The organism is Mycobacterium sp., from assembly GCF_032162605.1.
GTDB lineage: Bacteria > Actinomycetota > Actinomycetes > Mycobacteriales > Mycobacteriaceae > Mycobacterium.
Map to the genome: position 1 here is coordinate 1 of NZ_JAVROT010000083.1, position 25,515 is coordinate 25,515.

The 25,515-nt window shown below is 66.9% G+C and carries 15 protein-coding genes and 1 pseudogene; 14 read left to right on the plus strand and 2 right to left on the minus strand.

All coding sequences use genetic code 11. The features are described from left to right. Positions 1 to 678 (plus strand): enoyl-ACP reductase FabI (gene fabI / locus QOI01_RS04540; protein WP_526378999.1); only part of this gene is annotated, 678 nt, incomplete at its 5' end. Positions 679 to 683: 5 nt separating this feature from the next. Continuing rightward, positions 684 to 1,742, plus strand: a complete 1,059-nt coding sequence (locus tag QOI01_RS04545) for a ferrochelatase (RefSeq protein WP_526379000.1) — start codon at positions 684 to 686, stop codon at positions 1,740 to 1,742. On the opposite strand, the gene QOI01_RS04550 is transcribed toward QOI01_RS04545, so the two are convergent. Continuing rightward, a complete protein-coding gene (locus tag QOI01_RS04550) occupies positions 1,708 to 2,595 on the minus strand; it encodes an Rv1486c family protein (protein WP_526379001.1) in 888 nt (295 codons plus the stop codon). The two genes, QOI01_RS04545 and QOI01_RS04550, sit on opposite strands and share 35 nt — an antisense overlap. A 61-nt stretch (positions 2,596 to 2,656) precedes the next feature. Between QOI01_RS04550 and QOI01_RS04555 the strand changes: the two genes are divergently transcribed. From QOI01_RS04555 to QOI01_RS04565, 3 genes are read left to right on the plus strand one after another with little or no spacing between them, the layout of a single operon-like run. Beyond that, positions 2,657 to 3,088, plus strand: a complete 432-nt coding sequence (locus tag QOI01_RS04555) for an NfeD family protein (RefSeq protein WP_526379002.1) — start codon at positions 2,657 to 2,659, stop codon at positions 3,086 to 3,088. A gap of 18 nt (positions 3,089 to 3,106) precedes the next feature. Continuing rightward, positions 3,107 to 4,324 carry an SPFH domain-containing protein gene (locus QOI01_RS04560; RefSeq protein WP_526379003.1) on the plus strand — a complete coding sequence of 406 codons (1,218 nt, stop codon included), beginning with the start codon at positions 3,107 to 3,109 and terminating at the stop codon, positions 4,322 to 4,324. Beyond that, entirely contained in the window at positions 4,321 to 4,680 is a 360-nt protein-coding gene (locus QOI01_RS04565; protein WP_526379004.1) for a DoxX family protein, read from the plus strand. Before QOI01_RS04560 ends, QOI01_RS04565 begins: the two co-directional genes overlap by 4 nt. Here the strand turns inward: QOI01_RS04565 and QOI01_RS04570 are convergent. Further along, complete coding sequence (locus QOI01_RS04570) at positions 4,670 to 5,422, minus strand: TVP38/TMEM64 family protein (protein ID WP_526379005.1); 753 nt, start codon at positions 5,420 to 5,422, stop codon at positions 4,670 to 4,672. The genes QOI01_RS04565 and QOI01_RS04570 overlap by 11 nt on opposite strands. A gap of 137 nt (positions 5,423 to 5,559) precedes the next feature. Between QOI01_RS04570 and mutA the strand changes: the two genes are divergently transcribed. From mutA to QOI01_RS04615, 9 genes and pseudogenes are all read left to right on the plus strand, one after another. After that, complete coding sequence (gene mutA / locus QOI01_RS04575) at positions 5,560 to 7,464, plus strand: methylmalonyl-CoA mutase small subunit (RefSeq protein WP_526379006.1); 1,905 nt, start codon at positions 5,560 to 5,562, stop codon at positions 7,462 to 7,464. A 2-nt stretch (positions 7,465 to 7,466) separates the two neighbouring features. Then, positions 7,467 to 9,749: pseudogene (gene scpA / locus QOI01_RS04580) on the plus strand (methylmalonyl-CoA mutase); the annotation flags it as partial. 78 nt (positions 9,750 to 9,827) lie between these two features. Next, on the plus strand, positions 9,828 to 10,796 hold the full coding sequence (gene meaB, locus QOI01_RS04585; protein ID WP_526379007.1) for a methylmalonyl Co-A mutase-associated GTPase MeaB: 969 nt from the start codon (positions 9,828 to 9,830) through the stop codon (positions 10,794 to 10,796). 145 nt (positions 10,797 to 10,941) lie between these two features. Then, entirely contained in the window at positions 10,942 to 12,234 is a 1,293-nt protein-coding gene (gene lipL, locus QOI01_RS04590) for an esterase/beta-lactamase LipL (RefSeq protein ID WP_526379008.1), read from the plus strand. An 820-nt stretch (positions 12,235 to 13,054) separates the two neighbouring features. Beyond that, positions 13,055 to 19,333, plus strand: a complete 6,279-nt coding sequence (gene pks2 / locus QOI01_RS04595; protein ID WP_526379009.1) for a sulfolipid-1 biosynthesis phthioceranic/hydroxyphthioceranic acid synthase — start codon at positions 13,055 to 13,057, stop codon at positions 19,331 to 19,333. Positions 19,334 to 19,392: 59 nt separating this feature from the next. Beyond that, on the plus strand, positions 19,393 to 20,823 hold the full coding sequence (locus QOI01_RS04600; protein ID WP_526379010.1) for a condensation domain-containing protein: 1,431 nt from the start codon (positions 19,393 to 19,395) through the stop codon (positions 20,821 to 20,823). Positions 20,824 to 20,832: 9 nt separating this feature from the next. After that, on the plus strand, positions 20,833 to 22,083 hold the full coding sequence (locus QOI01_RS04605; protein WP_526379011.1) for a glycosyltransferase: 1,251 nt from the start codon (positions 20,833 to 20,835) through the stop codon (positions 22,081 to 22,083). Positions 22,084 to 22,088: 5 nt separating this feature from the next. Continuing rightward, positions 22,089 to 25,172 (plus strand): MMPL/RND family transporter, encoded by a 3,084-nt coding sequence (locus tag QOI01_RS04610; RefSeq protein ID WP_526379012.1) that lies wholly within the window; start codon positions 22,089 to 22,091, stop codon positions 25,170 to 25,172. A gap of 72 nt (positions 25,173 to 25,244) precedes the next feature. Continuing rightward, on the plus strand, positions 25,245 to 25,515 hold a 271-nt coding region (locus tag QOI01_RS04615), incomplete at its 3' end, for a GAP family protein (protein ID WP_526379013.1).

Here is a 25,515-nt window from a genome sequence, read left to right on the forward strand (position 1 = left end):
AAGCTGATCCAGCGGATCGCCGACCGGTTGCCCAACCCCGCGCCACTCTTGGAGCTCGACGTGCAGAACGAAGAGCACCTCGCGAGCCTGGCCGATCGCGTCTCCGAGGTGATCGGCGACGGGAACAAGCTCGACGGCGTCGTGCACTCGATCGGCTTCATGCCGCAGACCGGGATGGGGATCAACCCGTTCTTCGACGCACCGTACGAGGACGTCGCCAAGGGCATCCACATCTCCGCGTACTCATACGCCTCGCTGGCAAAGGCCGTGCTGCCGATCATGAACTCCGGCGGCGGCATCGTCGGCATGGACTTCGACCCGACCCGCGCGATGCCTGCCTACAACTGGATGACCGTCGCCAAGAGCGCGCTGGAGTCGGTGAACCGTTTCGTGGCGCGTGAGGCGGGCCAGTACGGCGTGCGCTCGAATCTCGTTGCCGCGGGGCCGATCCGGACACTGGCGATGAGCGCGATCGTCGGCGGCGCACTCGGCGAAGCGGCGGGCGATCAGATGAAGCTCCTCGAGGAGGGCTGGGATCAGCGGGCGCCACTGGGCTGGAACATGAAGGATCCCACCGCTGTCGCGAAGACGGTGTGCGCGTTGATGTCCGACTGGCTGCCCGCCACCACCGGTACGATCGTCTACGCCGACGGCGGCGCCAGCACACAGTTGCTGTAGACGCGATGGAGACGTTCGACTTCGATGCGCTCCTGCTGTTGTCGTTCGGCGGACCCGAAGGGCCCGAGCAGGTGCGCCCCTTCCTGGAGAACGTTACCCGCGGCCGCAACATCCCATCCGAACGGCTGGACGACGTCGCCCAGCACTACCTGCACTTCGGCGGGATATCGCCGATCAACGGCATCAACCGCGCCCTGATCGAGCAGATCGAGGCCGAACTCACCGACAGGGGCATCGGCATGCCCGTGTACTTCGGCAACCGCAACTGGGAGCCCTACGTCGAGGACACCGTCAAGCAGATGCGCACGGACGGGATCCATCGTGGGGCGGTGTTCACCACGTCGGCGTGGGGCGGTTACTCGGGCTGCACCCAGTATCAAGAGGACATCGCCCGGGCACGTCTCGCGGTCGGGCCGGACGCGCCCGAACTCGTCAAGCTGCGGCAGTACTTCGACCACCCGCTGTTGATCGAGATGTTCGTCGACGCGATCGCCGAGGGCGCCGCGACCCTCCCCGAACATCTGCGTGACGACGCCCGCCTGATCTTCACCGCACACTCGATCCCACTGCGGACGGCGTCGCGCTGCGGGCCGGATCTCTACGCCCACCAGGTCGCCTACTCGGCAGGCCTGGTGGCGGCAGCCGCGGGGTACTCCGACTACGACCAGGTCTGGCAGTCGAGATCTGGTCCGCCGCAGGTGCCGTGGCTGGAGCCCGACGTATCGGAACACCTCGCCGCGCTGGTGGCGGCGGGCACCAAGGCCGTCATCGTCTGTCCGCTCGGTTTCGTCGCCGATCACATCGAGGTGGTCTGGGACCTCGACAACGAACTCAGCGAGCAGGCCCAGGCGGCGGGCGTCGCGTTCGCTCGAGCGACTACGCCGAACGCACAGCGGCGCTTCGCTCGGCTTACCGTGGACCTGATCGACGAACTGCGCGAGGGACGGGAACCGGCCAGGGTCGTCGGCCCGCCGCCGGTTCCTGGCTACGGGTTCAGCATCGACGGGTCGTTGTGCACGCCCGATTGCACTAGCGACGCCAGGCCGACTGCAGGATCGCGTTGACCGCTGCCAGCCGCGCAGAACGCACGACGCCGGCCAGCGGCCGAAGGGCCTCGTTCGCGATCTGCATCTCCGATGACGACTGAAGGCCTATCGGCATGAGTCCGGAACTCACCGTGATGATCGCGTCCACGTGGGCGGCGTTCTCCAACACCCGTAGCGCGCGCTCCGGTGCGTGATCGGGCGGATGGTGCAGGCGCGCCGACTCGAGGACCTGCTCGACCAGACCCCGTGGATCGGCGACGTCGGCGGCCGTCATCCCCGCCCGTAGAGTGCCCAGCGCATCGGCAGCCGAGCGAACGGCGGCGCGCAACTCATACTCGGCATGGCCGAGATCCAGGTGCTCGCTCACCGGCACCACCGGCAGGGAGTAGACGGTCCACGCCAGGGCGATCGGCTCCGGATAGTGGTCGGTCGACTCGTCGTCGGTGTGGTCTTGGTAGATGGAGGGGTCGGGATCGCTCTCGTCGTACGCGAACTCCGGAACCAGGCCGATCGCACCCGTTCCGCCGTTCGAAACCGTGAGGGCCTCGCCCGCCGAGATCGCGTCGACGGTGAACTGCGTGCCCGCAGCGAGCCCGCGGACGTCGCCGGGTATCGGCAGCGCCACGTCGATCGCAGGTTCGCCGGCGGGCGGGCCCGCCGCCGTGCGCAGCGTCTGCAACATCGACACGGCTCCCGCGTCCGTGAGATCCGGCCAGGGCAGGCCGGTCCGGCCCGCCGCGACGGAGTCATACGCAGTCACGGAATGCCTTGGTGCCCATAGCGACAACGCATCCAGGACGTCGTCAGGGGCGGCAACGCCCGCAAGCCAGGCGTTGGCCCACACCGACAGAGAAACACTGGGGCACCACATGATGCACGCAGTGTAGTTGTTGACGGCTCGGCGGGCGGGTTTCGACAGCTAGGCTGGCCGCATGCCCGCTCTGATCTGGCTCATCGCGGCGCTTGCGCTGGCCGGTGCCGAGGCGTTGACCGGTGATCTGTTCCTGCTGATGCTCAGCGGTGGCGCGTTCGCCGCCGCCGGGTCCGCCGCGGTGTTCGATTGGCCGATCTGGACCGACGGCGCGGTGTTCCTGGTGGTGTCGGTACTCCTGCTGGTGCTGGTGCGGCCCGCGCTTCGGCGGCGGTTCGCCGCGGGCACCGGGCTCCCGGAGCCGATGAAGGCCCTCGAGGGCAAGAACGCGCTGGTGCTCGACCGGGTGGCGCGCCACGAGGGCCAGGTGAAACTCGAGGGCCAGGTCTGGACGGCGCGGCCCTTCGACGACGACGATGTCTACGAACCGGGCGATCACGTCACAGTCATGCATATCGACGGCGCCACCGCGGTCGTCTTCAAGGCCATCTGAGATTAGGGAGGAACTGCAATGGAGGGTGCCGTCTTCGGCTTGGTTCTGGCAGCGGTGCTGGTGATCTTCGCCATCATCGTCGTCGTCAAGTCGGTCAAGGTGATACCGCAGGCCGAGGCCGCGGTCATCGAACGACTCGGCCGCTACAGCAAGACCGTCTCCGGTCAGCTCACGCTGCTACTGCCGTTCGTCGACAAGGTACGGGCCAGGGTGGACCTCCGGGAGCGAGTGGTGTCGTTCCCGCCGCAGCCGGTGATCACCGAGGACAACCTCACGGTCAACATCGACACCGTCGTCTACTTTCAGGTGACGGAACCGAAGGCCGCCGTCTACGCGATCAGCAACTACATCGTCGGTGTCGAGCAGCTCACCACCACCACGCTGCGCAACGTGGTCGGCGGCATGACGCTGGAGCAGGCGCTGACCTCGCGCGACCAGATCAACGGTCAGCTCCGCGGCGTGCTCGACGAGGCCACCGGCCGATGGGGACTGCGCGTCGCGCGGGTCGAGCTCCGCAGCATCGACCCGCCGCCGTCGATCCAGGATTCGATGGAGAAGCAGATGCGCGCCGACCGCGAGAAGCGGGCGATGATCCTGACCGCCGAGGGCAGCCGAGAGGCGTCGATCAAACAGGCCGAGGGCCAGAAGCAGGCCCAGATCCTCTCCGCGGAGGGCGCCAAGCAGGCCGCCATCCTGGCTGCCGAGGCGGACCGCCAGTCCCGCATGCTGCGCGCCCAGGGTGAGCGCGCCGCGTCCTATCTGCAGGCCCAAGGCCAGGCCAAGGCCATCGAGAAGACGTTCGCGGCGATCAAGGCCGGCCGCCCGACGCCCGAGATGCTGGCCTACCAATACCTGCAGACCCTGCCACTGATGGCCAAGGGCGAGGCGAACAAAGTCTGGATCGTGCCGAGCGACTTCGGCGCAGCGCTGCAGGGGTTCACCAAGATGCTCGGCGCGCCGGGCGAGGACGGCGTCTTCCGCTACACCCCGTCGCCGGTCGATGGCGACCTGCCCAAGCCGGAGGACGATTCCGCCGAGGTCGCCGAGTGGTTCAACACGAAGACCGATCCCGAGATCGCGCAGGCCGTCGCCCAGGCGGTGGCCGAGGCGCGAACTCCGGTCTCGGGCGTCATCGACGCGCCGCCGCAGTACGCGCCACTGTCACAGCAGGCCCAGTCGCCGGTGGTGGATTACGGCCAGCAGGCGCCGCGGCACGGATCCCCTGGGCGGCCGTGAGCCTGCTGACGGACAGAAGGACCTACACGCTGCTGTCAGTTGGTCAGATCGGCGATGCCGTGATCTGCGCCATCCCGACCCGTACAGTCACCGACTGTCTCGACGACGTCGAATTTCCGAAGCACGATCGATGGATCTTCGCCGTCATCAAAGCGATGTCTGCCATCGGACTGCTGTCCGTGTGGCGGTATCCAGCGATTGCCCGACTGACTACCTTCATGCTGACCGTGTACTTCGTGCTTGCCATCGGGGCGCACATCCGGGTTCGGGACTTCGGCCGCAATGCCGCGGCGGCGACCACCCTGTTGGCCATCTACGGGGCGATGACCGCCAAGGGGCCTGCGGTCAGGGTGTGACGGCGGCCGCAGCCGTCTCCGTCGCCTGCTCGTCGTCCCGCCGGACCACGTGGTGACGTCGATGGCTGCGGATCTCGTAGATCAGGCCAGCGATGCCGATGCCTGCAGTGCACACCGACATCACAGGCAGCAGCGGGCTGACGTTGCCGGACAACGCGTCGCCGAACACCACGATGGCCGCGGTGCCTGGCAGCAGTCCGACGACGGTGGCCAGCGTGTACGGCAGCACGCGGATCGCCGACGCGCCCGCGGCGTAGTTCAGCACTGAGAACGGCACGACCGGGATCATCCGCATCGACAGAACCGTCGGCCAACTCCGCCGCTCGAGGCGGGCGTTCAGGGCGTCGACGCGGGGATGCTCCACCAGCCGGTTCAGCTGCCATCCGGCGGCTCGCACCAACAACAACGCGATGACGGCGCTCAGCGTGCTGGCCACCAGCGCGATCCCGATGCCGAGGAGCGGGCCGAAGAGCAACCCGGCGGACAGGGTGAAGGCGCTCCGCGGGAACGGAAGGACTGTAACGACGACATGCGCGGCGAGGAAGGCCAAGGGGACCCACGGGCCGAGCGACGTCGCCCAGTCGCGCAGCTGAAGCGCGGTCGGCAGCGGTACCAGCAGGACGAGTGCGACGAGGATCACAGCGACACCGGTGATGGCCGCGACACGGCGCCTCGGGACCTGCCTGGCCGTCGCGATCATGGCGGTACGGGCCGTGCGCAGCATGCTGACGACGGGCTTCACGTTTTTCAAGGGTACGTGGCTCCCGCCGATGCCCCCGGTTGACGCGGACGTGGTTGTCCTACCGCCGGCAGATTGCGGGACGGCGATCATTTAGCCTGATGACGGGTGGTTCGTCACACGCTGCGACAACTAGGGAGATGCCGGTGTCCGTACAGGGGTCCGGTGCCAGCGCCGGCACCATGGAATCCGACCGCGAGAACTGGCGCGCCGCGGTTGCCGGTGTGCTGGCGAAGAGTAGCCGCAAGGATCCGGCCGACCTGGGTACCGAACCCGAGCGCCTCCTCGATTCGCCCACCTACGACGGCTTTCCCGTACACCCGCTCTACACCGGTCTCGACGCTCTTCCCGAACCTGCGCTCCCCGGTCAGTGGCCCTACGTGCGGGGCGGCGACGCGCTGCGCGACGTCAGGTCGGGTTGGAAGGTGGCCGAGTCCTTCCCGATCGAGGGGAAGGAGCGAAGCGACTCGGGGGATGTCACGGCTGGACAGTCCGCCGTCACCGACGGCAACGACGCGGTCTTGTCCGCGCTGGCCGACGGCGTCAGCACCCTGGTGCTGCGTGTCGGTGCGGGCGGCGCCGACGTCACCGAGCTCGACCGGATGCTCGAGGGCGTCTTCCTCGAACTGGTGCCAGTAATCCTGGAGGCGGGTGCGGACTACGCGGCCGCCTCGGACGTACTGCTGGGCTTGCTGGCCGACTTCGACGCCGACAAGCGCCGGGGCCTGTCGGTCGACCTCGGCGCAGATCCGTTGACGGCAGCGCTGACCGGTCGGCCGGCGCCGACGATCGACGAGGTCGTCGCCACGGTGGCAAAGGCGAGGGCATTCGACGGCGGCGTGCGGGCGGTCACCGTCGACGGAGCCGCCTTCCATGGTCTCGGTGCAAGTGCATCCTGGGAGCTCGCCGGTGCCGTCGCGACGGGCGTGGCCTACCTGCGTCTACTCGATGACGCAGGCGTCGCCGTGCCGGATGCGCTCGGGCAGATCGGCTTTCGGTACAGCGCCGACGACGATCAGTTCACGACCATCGCCAAGCTGCGGGCGGCGCGCCAACTCTGGGCCAGGGTGGCCGAGGTGGTGGACCAGCCGGAGGCGGGTGCCGCGACGATCCACGCCGTCACGTCGCTGCCCATGATGGCTCAGCGGGATCCATGGGTGAACATGCTGCGCACCACGCTCGCCGCATTCGGTGCAGGCGTCGGCGGCGCGGACTCCGTACAGGTCTACGAGTTCGACAGCGCGATCGTGGGCGGATTACCCGGTGTGGCAAGGACTTTCGCCCGGCGAATGGCCCGCAACACGCAACTCCTGCTGCTTGAGGAGTCACACGTCGGTCGCGTCCTCGACCCCGGTGGCGGGTCGTGGTTCATCGAGGACATGACCCGTCGCCTCGCCGAGGTGGCGTGGAAACACTTTCAGGACATCGAGGCCAGGGGTGGATTCGTGGCGGCCCGCGACCACGTCGCCGCCAGGATCACGGAGGTGCGAACCCGCCGCAGCGACGACATCGCGCATCGGCGCACCGCGCTCACGGGCGTCAACGAATATCCGAACCTCGCCGAAGCGCCCCTGCCGCAGACTGATTCGATTCCCGGGGTGTACCGGTACGCGGCGGGATTCGAGGCGCTGCGCGACCGCTCCGATGCCCACCTCGCGGCTACCGGCGCGCGACCGAGGGCACTGCTGCTGCCGGTCGGCCCGCTGTCCGAGCACAACGTCCGCACCACGTTCGCCGCGAATCTACTGGCTTCCGGTGGCGTGGAGACCGTCAACCCCGGCACGTTGGATGCGACCGCGGTGGCTGCTGCGGTGGCTGCTGCGGGCCACCCCGTCGCCGCGGTGATCTGCGGGACCGACGCCCGCTACGCCACCGGCGTCCCTGACGTCGTGGAAGCCGCTCGCGCGGCGGGTGTTCGTCACGTCTACCTGGCCGGCCCCGCGAAGGCCCTTGGGGACGCGGCGAGCCGCCCCGACGAATACCTGACCGCCAGGATCGACGCGATCGCCGCGCTGTCAACCCTGCTCACCCGATTGGGGGCCTGACCATGACGTCAGCCGATGTCGCCGCCGGGGCGGCTCCGGAATTCACACCCCGCATCATCGCCAGCTTCGCCGACGTGCCCCTGCACGATGAACGTGCGGGAGAACCCGCCACCGAGTCGGCCGTCGCCGAGCACGTCGCGGCGGCCGCCGCCGAGCACGGCTACACCCCCGACCAACTCAACTGGGCCACCCCGGAGGGCATCGACGTCCACCCGGTGTACATCGGCGCCGACCGCGACGCCGCGGTCGACGCCGGGTACCCCCTGGACACGTTCCCCGGCGCCCCACCCTTCGTCCGCGGGCCGTACCCGACGATGTACGTCAACCAGCCATGGACCATCCGTCAGTACGCAGGCTTCTCCACGGCCGCCGAGTCCAACGCGTTCTACCGTCGCAACCTCGCGGCGGGGCAGAAGGGTCTGTCGGTCGCGTTCGACCTGGCGACCCACCGCGGTTACGACTCCGACCATCCCCGGGTGGCGGGCGACGTCGGAATGGCAGGCGTCGCAATCGACTCCATCCTCGACATGCGCCAGCTCTTCGACGGCATCGACCTGTCGACCGTGTCGGTGTCGATGACCATGAACGGTGCCGTGCTGCCGATTCTGGCCCTGTACGTCGCCGCCGCCGATGAGCAGGGGGTGCCTCCGGAGAAGTTGGCGGGGACCATCCAGAACGACATCCTCAAGGAGTTCATGGTCCGCAATACCTACATCTATCCGCCCCAGGCGTCGATGCGGATCATCTCCGACATCTTCGGCTATACCAGCGTGAAGATGCCGAAGTACAACTCCATCTCGATCTCCGGCTATCACATCCAGGAAGCCGGAGCCACGGCCGATCTGGAGCTCGCCTACACACTGGCCGACGGCGTCGAATACATCAAGGCCGGCCTGGACGCGGGGCTGTCCATCGACAAGTTCGCGCCGCGACTGTCCTTCTTCTGGGGCATCGGCATGAACTTCTTCATGGAGGTCGCCAAGCTGCGCGCGGGCCGGCTGCTGTGGAGTGAGCTCGTTGGGCAATTCGATCCGAAGAGCGAGAAGTCTCTCTCGCTGCGCACGCATTCGCAGACGTCGGGTTGGTCGCTCACGGCGCAGGATCCGTTCAACAACGTCGCGCGTACGTGCATCGAGGCGATGGCCGCGACGCAGGGGCACACCCAGTCACTGCACACCAATGCGCTCGACGAGGCGTTGGCCCTGCCCACCGACTTCTCCGCCCGCATCGCGCGCAACACCCAGCTGCTGCTGCAGCAGGAGTCCGGCACCACGCGGCCGATAGACCCCTGGGGCGGTTCGTATTACGTGGAGTGGCTGACTCACCAGCTCGCCGAGAAGGCCCGCGCCCACATCGCCGAGGTTGCCGAGCACGGCGGCATGGCACAGGCCATCGCGGAGGGCATCCCCAAGCTGCGCATCGAGGAGGCCGCGGCGCGGACCCAGGCCCGCATCGACTCCGGTGCTCAGACGGTGATCGGCATCAACAAGTACCAGGTCGACTCCGATCAGGAGGTCGAGGTCCTCAAGGTCGAGAACAGCCGGGTGCGCACCGAGCAGCTGGCCAAGCTCGCGCAACTGCGCGCGGACCGCGACGAGACGGCCACCCAGGCGGCACTGGCCGAATTGACGAGGGCGGCAGGGGCTTCGGGGGATGGCCCGGGGGAGGACGGCCTCGGCAACAACCTGCTGGCGCTCGCGATCGACGCCGCGCGCGCCAAGGCCACGGTCGGGGAGATCTCCGAAGCCATGGAGAAGGTGTACGGGCGCCACCAGGCCGAGATCCGCACCATCGCGGGCGTCTACCGAGACGAGGTGGGGAAGATCAGCAACGTCACCAGGGCAACCGAACTGGTCGAGAAGTTCGCCGAGGCCGACGGTCGCAGGCCGCGCATCCTGGTCGCGAAGATGGGACAGGACGGTCACGACCGCGGCCAGAAGGTGATCGCGACGGCGTTCGCCGACATCGGCTTCGACGTCGACGTCGGGTCGCTGTTCTCGACGCCGGACGAGGTGGCGCGCCAAGCCGCGGACAACGACGTGCACGTGGTCGGGGTGTCGTCGCTGGCCGCCGGCCACCTCACGTTGGTGCCCGCACTGCGCGATGCGCTCGCCGAGGCCGACAGGCCCGACATCATGGTCGTGGTCGGCGGTGTCATCCCACCGGGCGACTTCGACGCGCTGTACGAGGCAGGCGCCACCGCGATCTTCCCCCCTGGGACGGTCATCGCCGACGCCGCCATCGGCCTGCTGCAGAAGCTGGCCGAGCGGTTGGGTTACAGCCTCGGAGGGCAGGAGCGAAGCGACCCGGGAACCGACCGCGGAGGGCAGGAGCGAAGCGACCCGGGAACCGACCGCACCTAGATGGGCCCCTCCGAGCTCGCGCACGCCATCCGCAGCGGCGACCGTTCCGCCCTGCCGAGGGCCATCACCCTCGTCGAGTCGACCAGAGCCGACCATCGGGAGCAGGCTCAACGGCTGCTGATGGAGTTGGCGTCCGACGCGGGCAGCGCCGTGCACATCGGCATCACCGGGGTTCCCGGAGTGGGCAAGTCGACGACCATCGAGGCGCTCGGGATGTACCTCATCGAGCAGGGCCACCGGGTTGCCGTGCTGGCGGTGGATCCGTCGTCGACCAGGACGGGTGGTTCCATCCTCGGCGACAAGACGCGGATGGCACGTCTGGCCGTTCACCCGGACGCCTACATTCGGCCGTCACCGACGTCGGGGACCCTCGGCGGGGTGGCCAGGGCCACCAGGGAGACGATCGTCCTGCTCGAGGCGGCGGGTTACGACGTCGTCCTCGTCGAGACGGTGGGCGTCGGCCAGTCCGAGGTGACGGTCTCCAACATGGTGGACACCTTCGTGTTCCTGACGCTCGCGCGCACCGGCGACCAGCTCCAGGGGATCAAGAAGGGCGTTCTCGAGTTGGCCGACGTCGTCGCGGTCAACAAGGCCGACGGCAGCCACGCCGTCGAGGCCAAGGCAGCCGCACGCGAGCTGACCGGGGCGATCAGGCTGCTCTACCCACGCGACACCCTTTGGCGCCCACCGGTTCTGACGATGAGCGCGCTCGAGGGAACCGGCCTCTCGGACTTGTGGGACACGGTCCTCAAGCACCGTCGAGTACTCAGCGATGCCGGGGAGTTCGAGGCGCGCAGGCGCAGGCAGCAGGTCGAGTGGATGTGGTCGATGGTGCGCGACGCCGCGCTGGACAGGGTGACGTCCAATTCGGAGGTGAGGGCCATCCGCGCCGATCTCGAACAGCAGGTGCGCGATGGCGCACTCACGCCAGTGCTGGCCGCCCAGCGGATCCTCGACATCGTTCACTGAAGGCACGAGATCAGCGCCGGACCGGTTCGCCGGCACCTGCGGTCTTCGACGAGCATCCGCGTAGTGACGCTGAACAGGCCGATTTGCTAACGGATCGGTAACCCTGGGGAACATTTGCCGGGGTTCCAGGTAAATTATGTTGATTGTGACCCATGCAATACGCGGGGAGCGCAGCGCGGCGCTCTCGCAGGGTGCCGTTGACGCGGCACTAGCGCGGGACGTTCACGGCGCGGCGGACCCCAACTTCGGCTGTGCCGTGCGGGCATTCTCCCAACTCTTTCCGGGACGCCGCTTCGGCGGCGGAGCACTCGCGATCTACCTCGACGGTCAGCCGGTCGTCGACGTATGGACCGGATGGGCCGATCGCAGGGGAACCAGGCGATGGGAAGCCGACACCGCACCCATGATCTTCTCGGCCACGAAGGGCATGGCCTCCACGGTCATCCATCGGCTCGCCGACCGTGGCCTCATCGACTACGACGCGCCGATGGCCGATTTCTGGCCCGCGTTCGCCGCCAACGGCAAGGCCGGTGTCACCGTCCGCGAGGTCATGCGTCACCGCGCGGGTCTGTCGCAGCTCAACGGCGCGAGCGGGACCGACCTCATGGACCACCTCCTGATGGAGGAACGAATGGCCGCGGCGCCGATGGGTTGGCTCAAGGGCAGGCCTTCGTACCACGCGCTGACCTACGGCTGGCTGATGTCGGGGCTGGCCCGCGCCGTTACCGGCCGCGGGATGGGCGAGCTGATCCGCTCCGAGCTGGCGCAGCCGCTGAAAACCGATGGCCTGTACCTGGGCAGGCCACCTGCGGCCGCGCCGACGCAACCCGCACGGATCATCGGGCCGCAGAGCAGGTTGCAGAATCCGCTATTCAACCTGATTGCGCCGCACATCGCCGCGCTGCCGTTCTCGGGTGGCTTCGGTTCGATGTACTTCCCCGGGATGAAGGCGACCGTGCAGGGTGACATCTCGTTGCTCGACGCCGAGTTGCCCGCAGCGAACGGGGTTGCGACCGCAAGGGGGCTGGCCCGCATGTACGGCGCCATCGCCAACGGGGGTCGGATCGACGGCACGCAGTTCCTGTCGGCCGAGTTGGTCTCGGGTCTGACGGCGCGACCCAGCCTGCACCCCGACGGCGGCATATTCATGCCGCTGTCCTTCCACCTCGGCTATCACGGTCTGCCAGTGCCTGGCGTTCTGCCCGGCTTCGGTCATGTCGGTCTCGGCGGGTCTCTCGGGTGGGCCGATCCGGCCACTGGCCTGGCCTTCGGCTTTGTCCACAACCGCCTGCTCACACCGTTCGTCGTGAGCGATCAGGCCGGATTCGTGGCCACCGCCGCGTTGATCCGCCGGGGAGTGGCTTCGGCGCGTCGCAACGGTTTCACTGCCGTGGCCGAGTTCGGTGCGCCCTTCTCGGAGCTGCCCACAGCGGTCTGACACCGCGCAGACGCCAGGTCCGGGCACGGGCCGCCCGTGAAGAAATTTCGGTCCGGATCTCGACTTCTGGCGGACAACGATCGTTGTCGTTCCAGATTTACGGCGCTCCAACCGATCTCGGCACGAGACGAGCACTGCGGCGCGAGACGGCACGGCCGGTGGCCGGCGCCGACCGCAGTCGTTGCCAGTTCCCGGGCGGGATACTTCTTCGTTATCGCCACCACGATTGCCAGCCGTCCGCCAGGTGGTCGGAAGGGGAGCGGGACGGGTGGCCGCCGGCTACGGGACTGCCGCAGACCCGAACCGCCACGGCACCTCGGGACGGGTCTACATCCAGCAGGAATGGTGCGAACACGCTACGAGTTGCCGATCAGCGGCAGTTGTGTGATGACGCTCGTGGCGATACTGGATTACAGAACCGAAGTTGTACACTTTTGATGTTTGCTGGATCGTGTGCGAGCGAAGATGGCCGAACATACTTAGCATCGCCAACGATTATCACAAAGATTGCTAATCAGCATTTGCCCTGGTAGATACCCCAATTTTGGACGACAAGACGGCAGGGCGGCGTCCGGTGTAATGTCCCCGCCGAGGAACCTGACTACGAGAGTCCGGTTGGGCATTTGCCCGCTCTTTCGTACTAAAGGTCCGCTTTTGTTGCCGGGAATCGAATGTCAAGCGCGATGTCGACGGGAATCGACGGGAATCGACGGGAACTGAGAACTGGACGTCTAGCACGTCCAGTACGTCGCGGTTCGACGATTTCTCGCATCACCACCGGGTCGAGCCCGGGTGCGTCAGCGGAAGAGGATGGAAGTAAGTGGTACAGACAACGAGCTGCCCCGTCGCCGTGATCGGCATGGGGTGCCGACTGCCGGGGGGTATCGACTCTCCGGCCGGCCTGTGGGAAGCGTTGTTGCGTGGTGATGACACCATCACGACGGTTCCGTTGGATCGATGGGACGCCGAGGAGTACTTCGACCCCGAACCGGGCGTGCCAGGGCGATCCGTCTCCAAGTGGGGTGCCTTCCTCGACGACGTCGCCGGCTTCGACGCCGAGTTCTTCGGGATCAGCGAGCGGGAGGCGGCGGCCATCGATCCGCAGCACCGGCTGCTTCTCGAAACCGCCTGGGAAGCCGTGGAACACGCGGGCATTGACCCGGCGACGATGGCCAAGTCCCTCACCGGCGTCTTCATGGGACTGACCGGCTGCGACTACGAATTGCTGGCCGCCGACGCGGGAGTGATCGACGGCCCATACGGTTACACCGGCAACAACTTCAGCATGGCATCGGGCCGCATCTCCTACGCCCTCGGCGTGCACGGCCCGTCCTGTACGGTCGACTCCGCGTGCTCGTCGAGCCTGCTCGCGACGCACATGGCGTGTGGCAGCCTGCGCGCGGGCGAAAGCGACCTCGCGCTCGCAGGCGGCGTCTCGATCATGCTCGAACCACGCAAGATGTCCTCCGGGTCGGCCCAGGGCATGCTGTCACCGACCGGCCGGTGCCACGCCTTCGACGTGAACGCCGATGGTTTCGTGTCCGGTGAGGCGTCCGTCGTCCTGTTGCTCAAGCGTCTGTCGGACGCGCAGGCTGACGGCGACCGGATCTTGGCCGTGGTGCGCGGTACCGCCGCGAACCAGGACGGCCGCACCGTCAACATCGCGACACCGTCGCGTGACGCACAGGTCAAGGTGTACGAGGCGGCTCTCGCGGCCAGCGGCGTCGACCCCGCCACGGTCGGCATGATCGAGGCCCACGGCACCGGCACGCCCGTCGGTGACCCCATCGAGTTCGCCGGCCTTGCGACCGTTTACGGCACGGAAGGGCCATGTGCGCTCGGCTCCGCGAAGACGAACTTCGGGCACGGTCAGTCCGCCTCGGGTGCGCTCGGATTGATGAAGGCGATTCTTTCGCTGCAGCACGCAACGGTGCCCAAGAGCCTGCACTTCACCGAATTGCCGGAAGAGATCGCCAGCATCGAGACGAATCTCTTCGTGCCGGAAGAGGCTACGCCGTGGCCGACCAATGGTCACCATCCGCGGCGTGCCGCAGTGTCCTCATACGGCTTGTCCGGCACCAATGTGCACGCCGTGCTGGAGCAAGCGCCTGCCGATCACGTGGTTAGAGCCGATGACGGGACCAGCTCCGAACCGACCGGCGCGCGGTTGTTTCCACTGTCCGCGACCTCGGTCGAGGAGTTGCGCCGTACGGCGGGCCGAGTCGCCGACTGGCTGCAGGGTCGCGCCGACGATGAGTGGCTTTCGACCGAGCTGTCTGATCTGGCCTACACGCTGGCGCGTCGACGGGCGCACCGGAGCGTACGGACCGTCGTGCTCGCGAATGACCGCGACGAGTTGCTGGCCGCTCTTCGTGAGCTGGCCGACGGCGAGGTGCCCTACGAGCCTGCGGTCGCCAACGGTGAACGCGGTCCCGTGTGGGTCTTCTCCGGTCAGGGGTCCCAGTGGGCGGCGATGGGCGCGGGCCTCTTGGCAGCCGAACCGGTCTTCGCCGCGACGATAGCGGAGCTCGAGCCGCTGATCGCCGGCGAATCCAGATTCTCGGTCACCGAAGCGTTGACCGCACTGGAAAAGGTGACCGGGATCGACCGGGTGCAGCCCACCATCTTCGCCGTCCAGGTGGCACTGGCCGCCACGATGAAGTCCTACGGCGTCGTGCCGGGCGCCGTCATCGGCCATTCGATGGGCGAGGTAGCCGCCGCCGTGGTCGCCGAGGCACTGTCGCTCACCGACGCCGTGAAGGTCATCTGCCGTCGGTCGCGGCTGATGGCGGGCATCGCAGGATCCGGAGCCATGGCGTCCGTGGAGATGCCTGCGCAGCAAGTGCTTTCGGAGCTCGCCGCCCGCGGCGTCACCGACGTCGTGCTTTCGGTGGTCGCCTCACCGCAATCTGCGGTCGTCGGCGGAGCCAAGGATTCCATCCGCGCTCTCGCCGAGGAGTGGGAGGCCCGCGGCGTGATGGCACGCGAAGTCGCGGTCGACGTCGCATCGCACTCACCGCAGGTCGATCCGATCCTCGATGAGCTGACCTTGGTGCTGGACGACATCGAACCGATGGAACCGGCCATCCCGTACTACTCGTCGACACTGTACGACCCGCGAGATCCCGCCGAGTTCGACGCGTACTACTGGGTGGACAACCTCCGACACGCGGTGAGGTTCGCCGCGGCCGTGCAGGCGGCACTCGAAGACGGCTTCCGTGTGTTCGGCGAACTCTCACCGCACCCACTGCTCACGCATGCCGTCACACAGAACGCAAGCAGCCTCGACATCCGGCTGGCGACGTTGGCGAGCATGCGCCGTGAACAGGAGCTGCCGAACGGGCTTCGCGGATTCGTGGCGGATCTGCACAGCGCTGGTGCCGCAATCGATTTCGACGTGCTGTGGCCGGACGGCGAACTCGTCGATGCGCCGCTGCCGACGTGGACCCACACGCAGCTGCTCCTCACCCGTGACGGTCAGGAGCAGGGGGCGTCCACACTGGCCGTCCATCCGCTACTCGGCGCGCACGTCAAGCTGCCCGAAGAGCCCGAACGTCACGTGTGGCAGTCCGACGTGGGCACGGGTGCCCAGCCGTGGCTGGCCGATCACCAGGTGCACAACATCGCTGCACTGCCCGGCGCCGCGTACTGCGAGATGGCGCTTGCCGCGGCCCGCACGGTCGTGGGCGAGGCATCGGAAGCCCGCGACATCGTCTTCGAGGACATGCTCCTGCTCGAGGAGACGACGCAGGTCTCCGCAGTCGCGTCGATCACGCCTGCGGGTGCCATCGACTTCGAGGTGATGACGCACCAGGAGGGCGCCGAGATCCGGAGGGCGAAGGCGGTACTGCAAGCCGTAGTCGACGAGGACGAGCCCGCGGCGTACGACATCGCCGAGCTGAAGGCGGCCCACCCCGTGGAGTTGGACGGGGCGGAGATGCGTGACTGGTACGACGCTCGCGGCATCCAGTACGGTCCGGCCTTCGGCGGCCTGACGACCGCGCACGCGTCCGAGGGACCCGGTGGCACCGTGCTCGCCGCAGTGGCGTTGCCTGGCTCGATCCGATCCCAGCAGGGCGGCTACGGCATCCACCCTGCCCTTTTGGACGTCTGCTTCCAGGCGGTCGGTGCGCACCCCGATCTGCACGCCGACACCACCGGCACGCTGATGCTGCCGCTCGGGGTGCGGCGCCTGCGGGCTCGCGCGTCGACGCGCAACGCCCACTACTGCTATGTACAGATGGTCAGTGCCAACGCCGGGGCGGTCGAGGTGGACATCCAGGTTCTCGACGAGCACGGCGCGGTCCTGCTCACGGTGACCGGCCTGCGCCTCGGCACGGGTGTGTCCGCGTCGGGCCAGCGTGACCGGACCCTCAACGAGCGGCTGCTGACCATCGACTGGCGTCGGCAGGACGCACCCGAGGCGGACACCGCTGCCGCGGGCGAGTGGCTGGTGATCGCCGCCGACGAGGCCGACATGCTGTCGACCGAACTCGCCGAGGCCATGAAGCTAGCCGACGCCCAGGTCGCCACGATGATCTGGCCCCACAGCGCCGACCACGTTGCCCTGGCGGAGCAGATGCGCACCCAGCTCACCGCGCGCCCGTTCAGCGGCGTGGTGGTCGTGACACCGCCGTCCCTTGGGCCAGCCGACGCGGAAACCGCCCGCAAGGGTGGGGACCTGGTCCGCCACCTGGTCCGCATCGTCCGCGAACTGCCCGACGTGCCAGGCGAACCACCGCGGCTGCTTTTGGTGACGCGGGGTGCTCAGACGGTCGTCGAGGGTGACGTCGCGAATCTGGAGCAGGGTGGACTGCGGGGCCTGATGCGCGTCATCGGCATGGAGCACCCTGGATTGGCTGCCACCACCGTCGACATCGATGAGGGCACCGACACGAAACAGATAGCAGCACAGCTTCTTTCCGGCTCGGACGAGGACGAGACGGCGTGGCGACGGGGCGAGTGGTACACCGCTCGCCTCAACCTGACCCCACTACAACCGGACGAACGACGGTCCACCGTGGTCGACCCCGCCAAGGGCGGCATGCGTCTGCAGGTCCGCGCTCCAGGCGACCTTCAGTCGGCCGAACTGGCTGCCTACGACCGGGTTCCGCCCGGTCCCGGCGAGATCGAGGTGTCGGTCGCGGCGTGCAACCTGAACTTCGCCGACGTGCTCATTGCGTTCGGTCGGTACCCGAGCTTCGAGGGGCGACTGCCCCAGCTCGGCGCTGACTTCGCAGGCGTCGTCACTGCGGTCGGCGATGGCGTCACCGACCATCGGATAGGTGATCGGGTGGCGGGCATCTCCATCAGTGGGGCGTGGTGCACGTTCGTCACGTGCGATGCCGGCCTCGCGGTCAAGATCCCCGAAGGGGTCACCTTGGGTCAGGCGGCAGCCGTGCCGAGCGCACACGCCACCGCGTGGTATGGCCTTCACGACCTGGCCAGGATCGAAGAGGGCGACAAGGTGCTCATCCACTCCGCCACCGGTGGTGTCGGTCAGGCCGCGGTCGCCATCGCGAGGGCCGCAGGCGCCGAGATCTTCGCAACGGCGGGCACGCCGGAGAAGCGAGAGACGTTGCGCTCCATCGGAATCGAGTACGTCTACGATTCGCGTAGCACCGAGTTCGCCGAGTTGATCAGCAAGGACACCGACGGCTATGGCGTCGACGTCGTGCTCAACTCGCTGCCCGGCGCAGCCCAACGCGCAGGGTTGGAGATCCTGGCTCCCAGCGGTCGGTTCGTGGAGATCGGCAAGCGGGACATCTACGGCGACACCAAGATGGGCCTGTTCCCGTTCCGCCGCAACCTCTCGTTCTACGCGGTCGATCTGGCACTGCTGACGATCACCAAGCCGGCCAGGTTGCGGCGGCTCCTGAACACGATCTACCAGCAGATCGCGGACGGGATCCTGCCGGTGCCGGACACCACGCACTACCCGCTCACCGAGGGTGCCACCGCCATCCGCGTGATGGCGGCCGCCGAGCACACCGGCAAGTTGGTACTCGACGTTCCGCACACGGGCTCTTACGACGTCGTCCTGCCGCCCGAGCAGAATCATCCGTTTCGGGGCGACGGTTCCTACGTCATCACCGGTGGGCTCGGCGGGCTTGGGTTGTTCCTCGCCGAGAAGATGGCGTCGGCCGGGTGCGGGCGGATCATCCTCAACGGCAGGTCCGGTCCGAAACCCGAAGCGCTGGAAGCCATCGAGCGCATTCGGACATTGGGTGCCGAGGTCGACGTCGAGCTCGGTGACATCGCCGAGAGTGACACGGCGAGCCGTCTGGTCGCGGCCGCGACCGCGACGGGGCTGCCGCTGCGCGGCGTGCTCCACGCGGCGGCGTTGGTGGAGGACGCCACTCTGGCCAACATCACCGACGAGCTGATGGAACGTGACTGGGCGCCCAAGGTGTACGGCGCGTGGCACCTGCACGAGGCATGCGAATCGCAACCGCTTGACTGGTTCTGCTCGTTCTCGTCGGCGGCGGCGATGGTGGGTTCGCCAGGGCAGGGCGCGTACGCCGCGGCCAACAGTTGGCTGGATGCGTTCACTCACTGGCGGCGCGCGCAGGGGTTGCCCGCCAGTTCCATCGCGTGGGGTGCGTGGGCCGAGATCGGGCGAGGTCAGGGCATGGCCGAGGACGCTTCGATGGCGATCATGCCCGACGACGGCGCCCATGCCTTCGACGTGTTGCAGCGGTTCAACCGGGCCTACACCGGCTATGCGCCGATTGCGGGGACACCGTGGTTGACGGCGTTCGCGCAGACCAGCCGCTTCGCCGAGGCGTTCCAGTCGATGGGGCAAGGCCGTTCGGGCACCAGCGAATTCCTCCTCGAGCTCGACGAGTTGCCGCCCGAGGAATGGCCGGCCCGGCTCCGTCGGCTCATCTCCGACCAGATCAGCCTGATCCTGCGGCGTTCGGTGGATCCGGACCGTCCGTTGTCGGAGTACGGGCTGGACTCGCTCGGCAACCTCGAGCTCCGGACCCGCGTGGAGACCGAGACCGGGGTGCGGATCACCGCCACGGACATCACCACGATCCGCGGGTTGGCCGACTCGGTCTGTGAGAAGTTGGTCCCCGTCGAGGAGGCGGCGTGATGCCTCCATAGCATCCCGGTGTCGTGGTGATGTCCCGTAGCGAAGAGGAGAAGTGAGCTGTGCTGGTAGGGGTTTTGGAGATCGTCCGGATCGACGAATGGCATCCGGGCACCGGCGCTGTCGTGTCCTGGCACGGATCTCAGGTCTCGCGGGCCAAGGCGATGGAGGCACCGGTGAGCACCGTGCCTGCCAGTTACATGCAGGCACAGCACATTCGGGGCTTCCACGAGTTCGCCGAACGAGGGTTGGACTACTCGCGGCTGGTGACCGTCTCCTGGGATGAACCCGGGCAGTGCGACCTTCGCGCCATGAGCTACGTGATCAACGCGCATCTTCGGCGCCACGACACTTACCGAAGCTGGTTCGACTACAAGGACGACGGCCGCATCGTCCGGCACACCATGCAGAATCCGAACGACGTCAAGTTCGTGCCGACGAGGCACGGTCAGATGCCCGCCGACGAGTTCCAGGCACTGATTCTGGCGACGCCCAAGATCGGGGAGTGGGACTGCTTCAGTTTCGGGATCATCCAGCACGACGACCACTTCACGGTCTACGTGATCGTCGACCACGTACACACCGACCCGATGCTGATGGGGATGCTCTTCGTCGAGGTCCATCAGACCTACGACACGCTGCGGGAAGGTGGTGCCCCGCCTGCACTTCCGCAACCCAGCGGTTACGACGACTACTGCGTTCGTCAGCACCAGCGCACGTCCGCCCTCACGGCGGAGTCTCCCGAGGTGCACCGATGGGTCGACTTCGCGGGCAGCAACGACGGGACGCTGCCCGAGTTCGCGCTGCCGCTGGGAGATCCCGAGGCTCAGTGCGGCGGCGACATCATGGTGGTCCAGCTGCTGAACGGCGAGCAGACCGCTCGCTTCGAATCGGCCTGCATCGCCGCGGGATCGCGGTTCATCGGCGGTGTGTTCGCCGCTGCGGCCGTCGCACAGTATCGACTGACCGGCGTGGACACCTACTACGGCATGACACCCAAGGATCTGCGTACCCAACCCGAGGAATACGTCACCAACGGGTGGTTCACCGGGATGATTCCCGTCGAGGTCCCGGTGACGGGCGGTTCGTTCGCGCAGACGGCCCGCGCAGCGCAGAAGTCCTTCGACGGGAACACCGATCTGGCGACGGTCCCCTTCGATCGCGTCTTGGAGTTGGTGCCGCGACTGCACCGGTCCCATCGGGGATTCCCCATGTTGGCCTACCTCGATGCCGGGCTTCCGCCACTGTCCGCCGTCGTCGCGGGGCACCTCGACGGTGTCAATGCACGCACGTACTGCGACGGGTTGAGCCCGGCCCACATCTGCATGTGGGTGGGGCGCGTCCACGACGAGGTCTCGTTGACGGTGTTCTTCCCGGACAATCCGATCGCGCGGGACTCCGTCACCCGCTACGTCGAGGCGATGCAGGCGGTCTACGCCGGAGTCGCCGAGGGTCGCGAGGTCGTCGTGACGCCCATGCGTGAGACGGCTTGATCGGGGCCGATGAAGATCGCTCTTGCCGTACACGGCACCCGAGGTGACGTCGAGCCCTGCGCAGCGGTGGGGCGTGAGCTGCTGCGCCGTGGCCACGACGTGCGAATGGCGGTTCCGCCCAACCTGATCGGGTTCGTCGAGTCCGCCGGTGTGCCCGGCGCCGTCGCGTACGGACCGGATTCGCAGAAGCAGCTCGATGCCGACTTCTTCCGGGACTTCTGGAAGATCCAGAACCCCGTCACGCTCGTCCGCAAGGGCATGGAGTACATCACCGAGGGCTGGGCGGAGATGAGCCAGACGCTGATGGCGCTCTCCCAGGACGCCGACATCCTGCTGACCGGCACGACGTACCAGGAAGTCGTCGCCAATGTTGCTGAGTGCCGGGGTATTCCGTTGGCTGCCCTGCACTACTTCCCGGCGCGGGTCAACAGCCACATCGTCGCGTTCCCGGCCCCTTCGGCGGTGGTTCGGTCGGTGTGGACGGCCGCTGAATGGCTGCATTGGCGGATGATGAAGAACGCGGACGACGCTCAGCGCCGCGAGTTGGGTCTGCCAAGGGCGACGGCGAGGTGCGCGCGGCGCATCGTGGACGGCGGGGCGCTCGAGATCCAGGCCTACGATGAGCTGTTCTTCCCGGGACTGGCCAGGGAGTGGGGTGACACGAGACCCTTCGTCGGCGCCTTGACGATGGAGCTGCCGACGACGACCGACGACGAGGTGTCGTCGTGGATCGCCGCGGGCACCCCGCCGATCTACTTCGGCTTCGGCAGCATGCCCGTCGAATCTCCTGCCGAGGCCATGGCCAAGATCGGCGGGGTGTGCGCCGAACTCGGTGAGCGCGCGCTGATCTCCTCCGGGGTCTGGGATCTCGACGACGACGGGGCCTACGGTGACCAAGTGAAGCTCGTTGGCGCGGTGAACCATGCGGCGGTCTTTCCGTTGTGCCGTGCCGTCGTTCATCACGGTGGCGCGGGCACCACCGCTGCGGGTGTGCGCGCCGCGGTGCCGACGCTGATCCTGTGGGTGGGCGCCGACCAGCCGGTCTGGGCGACTCACGTCAAGCGGCTGAAAGTGGGTACTGCGAGGCGCTTCTCGAGCACCAATCGGGACAGGCTGGCGACCGCGCTGCGGAAGGTGCTAGCGCCGGAGGTCACCGCTCGCGCGCGCGAGGTAGCTACGCAGTTGACCAAGCCCGAGGCAAGCGTCTCGGCCGCCGCAGACCTCCTCGAGGAGAAGGCCGGCGTCATGGCCGCGCAATGATCGACATGGCGAGCTCCGTCAAGAAACTGCTTGCGAGAGTGGGATTCGACGGCTTGGGCAGGTTCATAGTCCGCCATCCAGTCTTGGTCATCGTGGCGTGGCTCGCGCTCGCGGTGATCGTGTACCTCGCGATTCCGCCGTTGCCCGAGGTGGCGCTCAGGAAACAACCGCCGTTCTTTCCGAGCGATTCTCCCGTCCTGATCTCGAGCAACGAGATGAAGCAAGCGTTCCACGAAGCCAGCTCGGACAACCTCGCCGTGGTCATCCTCAGCGACGAGAACGGGTTGAGCTCTGCTGACGAAGGCACCTATCGAACGCTGGTCGACAAGCTCCGCGCGGACACCACCCACGTGGCGACGACGCAGGACTTCGTCCATCTCCCCGAGGTGAAGCAGGCGCTCACCAGCACTGACAACAAGGCCTGGCAGATGCCGGTCAATCTCACCGGCGTCATGGGCACCGGCGGGGGTCAGGAGGCGTATCGAAGCGTCGTCGAGGTCGTGAAGGACACGACGGCCAACACCACCTTAACCGCCAACGTCGTCGGTCCAGCGGCGACGTTCGACGATCTCACGACGATCGGCGCCGAGGACCAGCACATCATCGAGATTGCCACCGTGGCCATGGTTCTCACGATTCTGATGATCGTGTATCGCAACGTCGTTGCCATGTTTCTGCCGCTGGCCACGATCGGGGTGTCCCTTGTCGTTGCGCAGCAGGTGGTGGCAGGACTCGGTCTGGTCGGGCTACCACTAGGCCCCCAGACACTCGTCCTGATGACCGGAATGATGCTCGGCGCTGGGACGGACTACGCTGTCTTCCTCTTCAGCCGATACCACGAGTGCGTGCGGACCGGCATGTCGTCCGACGATGCCCTGTTGGCCGCACTGGGGTCGATCGGTGGGGTGGTCATGGGGTCGGCCGCCACCGTCGCCATCACCTTCTTCGGGCTCGCCTTCACCAATCTCGGCATCTTCCAGACGATCGGTCCCGCCCTGACGGTCACCATCGCGATCGGCTTCATCGCGGCGGTCACCATGCTGCCTGCATTGATCGTGCTCGCCGGACGTAGGGGGTGGATCAAACCGCGCAAGGACATGACGGGCCGATTCTGGCGGCGGTCCGGCGTCCACATCGCGCGCAAGCCCAAGGTTCACCTCGCGGTCAGCTTCGTGATCCTGACCTCGCTCGCGGCCACCGTGTCGTTGGTCAAATTCAACTACGACGACCGCAAGACGTTACCGGCAGAGGCTGCGAGCAACCGCGGTTATGCGGCAATGGATGCCCACTTCCCGGTCGCGAGCACGCTGCAGCAGTTCCTCCTCGTCAAGTCTCCCGATGTGGACCTGCGCACCCCCCGGTCGCTGGCCGATCTGGAGCAGTTGGCTCACAGGGTGAGCTCGCTACCCGGCATCGACCTGGTGCGTGGCATCACCAGACCGACCGGAGGCGTGCTCGAGCAAGCCAAGACCAGCTACCAGGTGGGTCAGGTCGGCGACAAACTGCTCGATGGATCCACGCAGATCGCCGCAGGGGATTCGGACCTGTCCCAGCTGAGCGGAGGCGCTCACCAGCTCGCCGACGTGCTCGGAGGTGTACGAGGGCAAGTCGTCAACTCGCTTGGTTCGATTCGAGGGCTAGTGACCGCACTCTCGGACATGGCGACGAAGTTCGGCGGCGACACGCCGCTGAAGAAAATCGACAGCTCGTCGAGCCTGGTGGCCAACATGCAGGTGCTCGGCGCCGAACTCGACGACAACATCGCACGGATCACCGGCGTCTACTCGTGGGCCGAGCCGATCGTCAACGCTCTCAATGCCAGTCCGCTGTGCAACTTCGATCCGGCATGCGTCCAGTCGCGCTCAGACTTGCAACGTGTCGTCACCGCCTACCAGGACGGAACCCTCGGCAAGCTCTCGAATCTCGGTAATCAACTCAAAGTAACGCAGGACGGCCAGTCGCTGGACCAAGTGCTTCTTGCCCTCGGCACACCTCTCGACGACGCAATCGCATCGGCCCGCAAGCTGGGCATCACCGATCCAGCCAGCATTCAGAAGCAACTCCTCGGCGTCCAGCAAGGCGCGAATCAACTCGCGGATGCCAGTCAGCAACTCGCCATGGGGGTTCAGACTCTGGTCGACAAGACCAGGCAGATCGGCGACGGCATGGATCAGGCGTCGGCGTTCTTGCTGGCGATGAAGCGTGATGGGGCCGATCCACCGATGTCTGGGTTCTACATCCCGACGGAGATCCTCACCCAAGCGGAATTCAAGAAGGCAGCAACACTCTTCATCTCCGCCGACGGGCATACCGCGCGGTACCTCGTGCAGACCGGGCTGGATCCGTTCAGCACGGCGGCAATGGACCAGGTGCAGCAGATCATCAAGACCGCCGAGAGCGCGCAACCGAACACCACCCTGGCCGACGCCAAGGTCTCGATGGTGGGATTCTCGGTGGCGCAGAGAGATATTCGCGACTATTACAACAGCGATATCGAGTGGATCATCATCGTCACATTGATCGTCGTGTTCTTGATCCTCGTCGCGCTTCTTCGTTCGCTGGTGGCACCGATCTATCTAGTGGCATCGGTGATCCTCTCCTACGTCTCCGCCGTGGGGATTGGGGTGGTCTTCTTCCAATTCATTCTGGGAGACCAGCTTTCGTGGAACGTGCCGGGTATGGCGTTCCTGGTCCTGGTGGCGGTCGGAGCTGACTACAACCTGCTTCTGATCTCACGGATCCGCGAAGAGGCAGTCGGCCGGGGAATCCGGTCGGGCGTCATTCGCACCGTGGGTTCGACGGGCGGGGTCATCACGTCGGCCGGTCTCATCTTCGCCGCCTCGATGTTCGGTCTGACCGCCAGCAGCATCAGCAACATCGTGCAGGTCGGATTCATCATCGGCGTCGGCCTGATGTTGGACACGTTCGTCGTGCGGACCATCACGGTGCCCGCCATGGCAGTCATTGTCGGAAAGTCGAATTGGTGGCCATCGACGTCATTCGGCGAGAAGACCGAGACCCTGACCCATCGGCCAGACCGTGGCGATGCGGCGACCGACAGACAGGTGGAGTGGGTAGATGCGACCTGACGTAAACCACCCCGTAGGCCAGATCGCCGCGCACGCAGCGCGATACGCCCCGCAAGAGGGACGCCCCTGACGATGTGGACGGCCGTGGTGATCTTCGGGCTTGGACTGGCAGTGGACCCATTGCGACTGGGGCTCGTTGCCGTCGTGCTTGCGCGACAGCGCCCAATGCGGAATTTGGCCGCCTTCTGGCTGGGCGGCATGGTCGCGAGCATCGGTCTTGGTTTGGCAGTGCTGATCATCTTCCGGGGCATCGCGCTAACGGCCATCGAACACATGGTGTCTGCGCTCGGCAATCTGCGGTCCTCGATCGACATCCTCGACGGCGGGGGCCTCCAGGTCACTC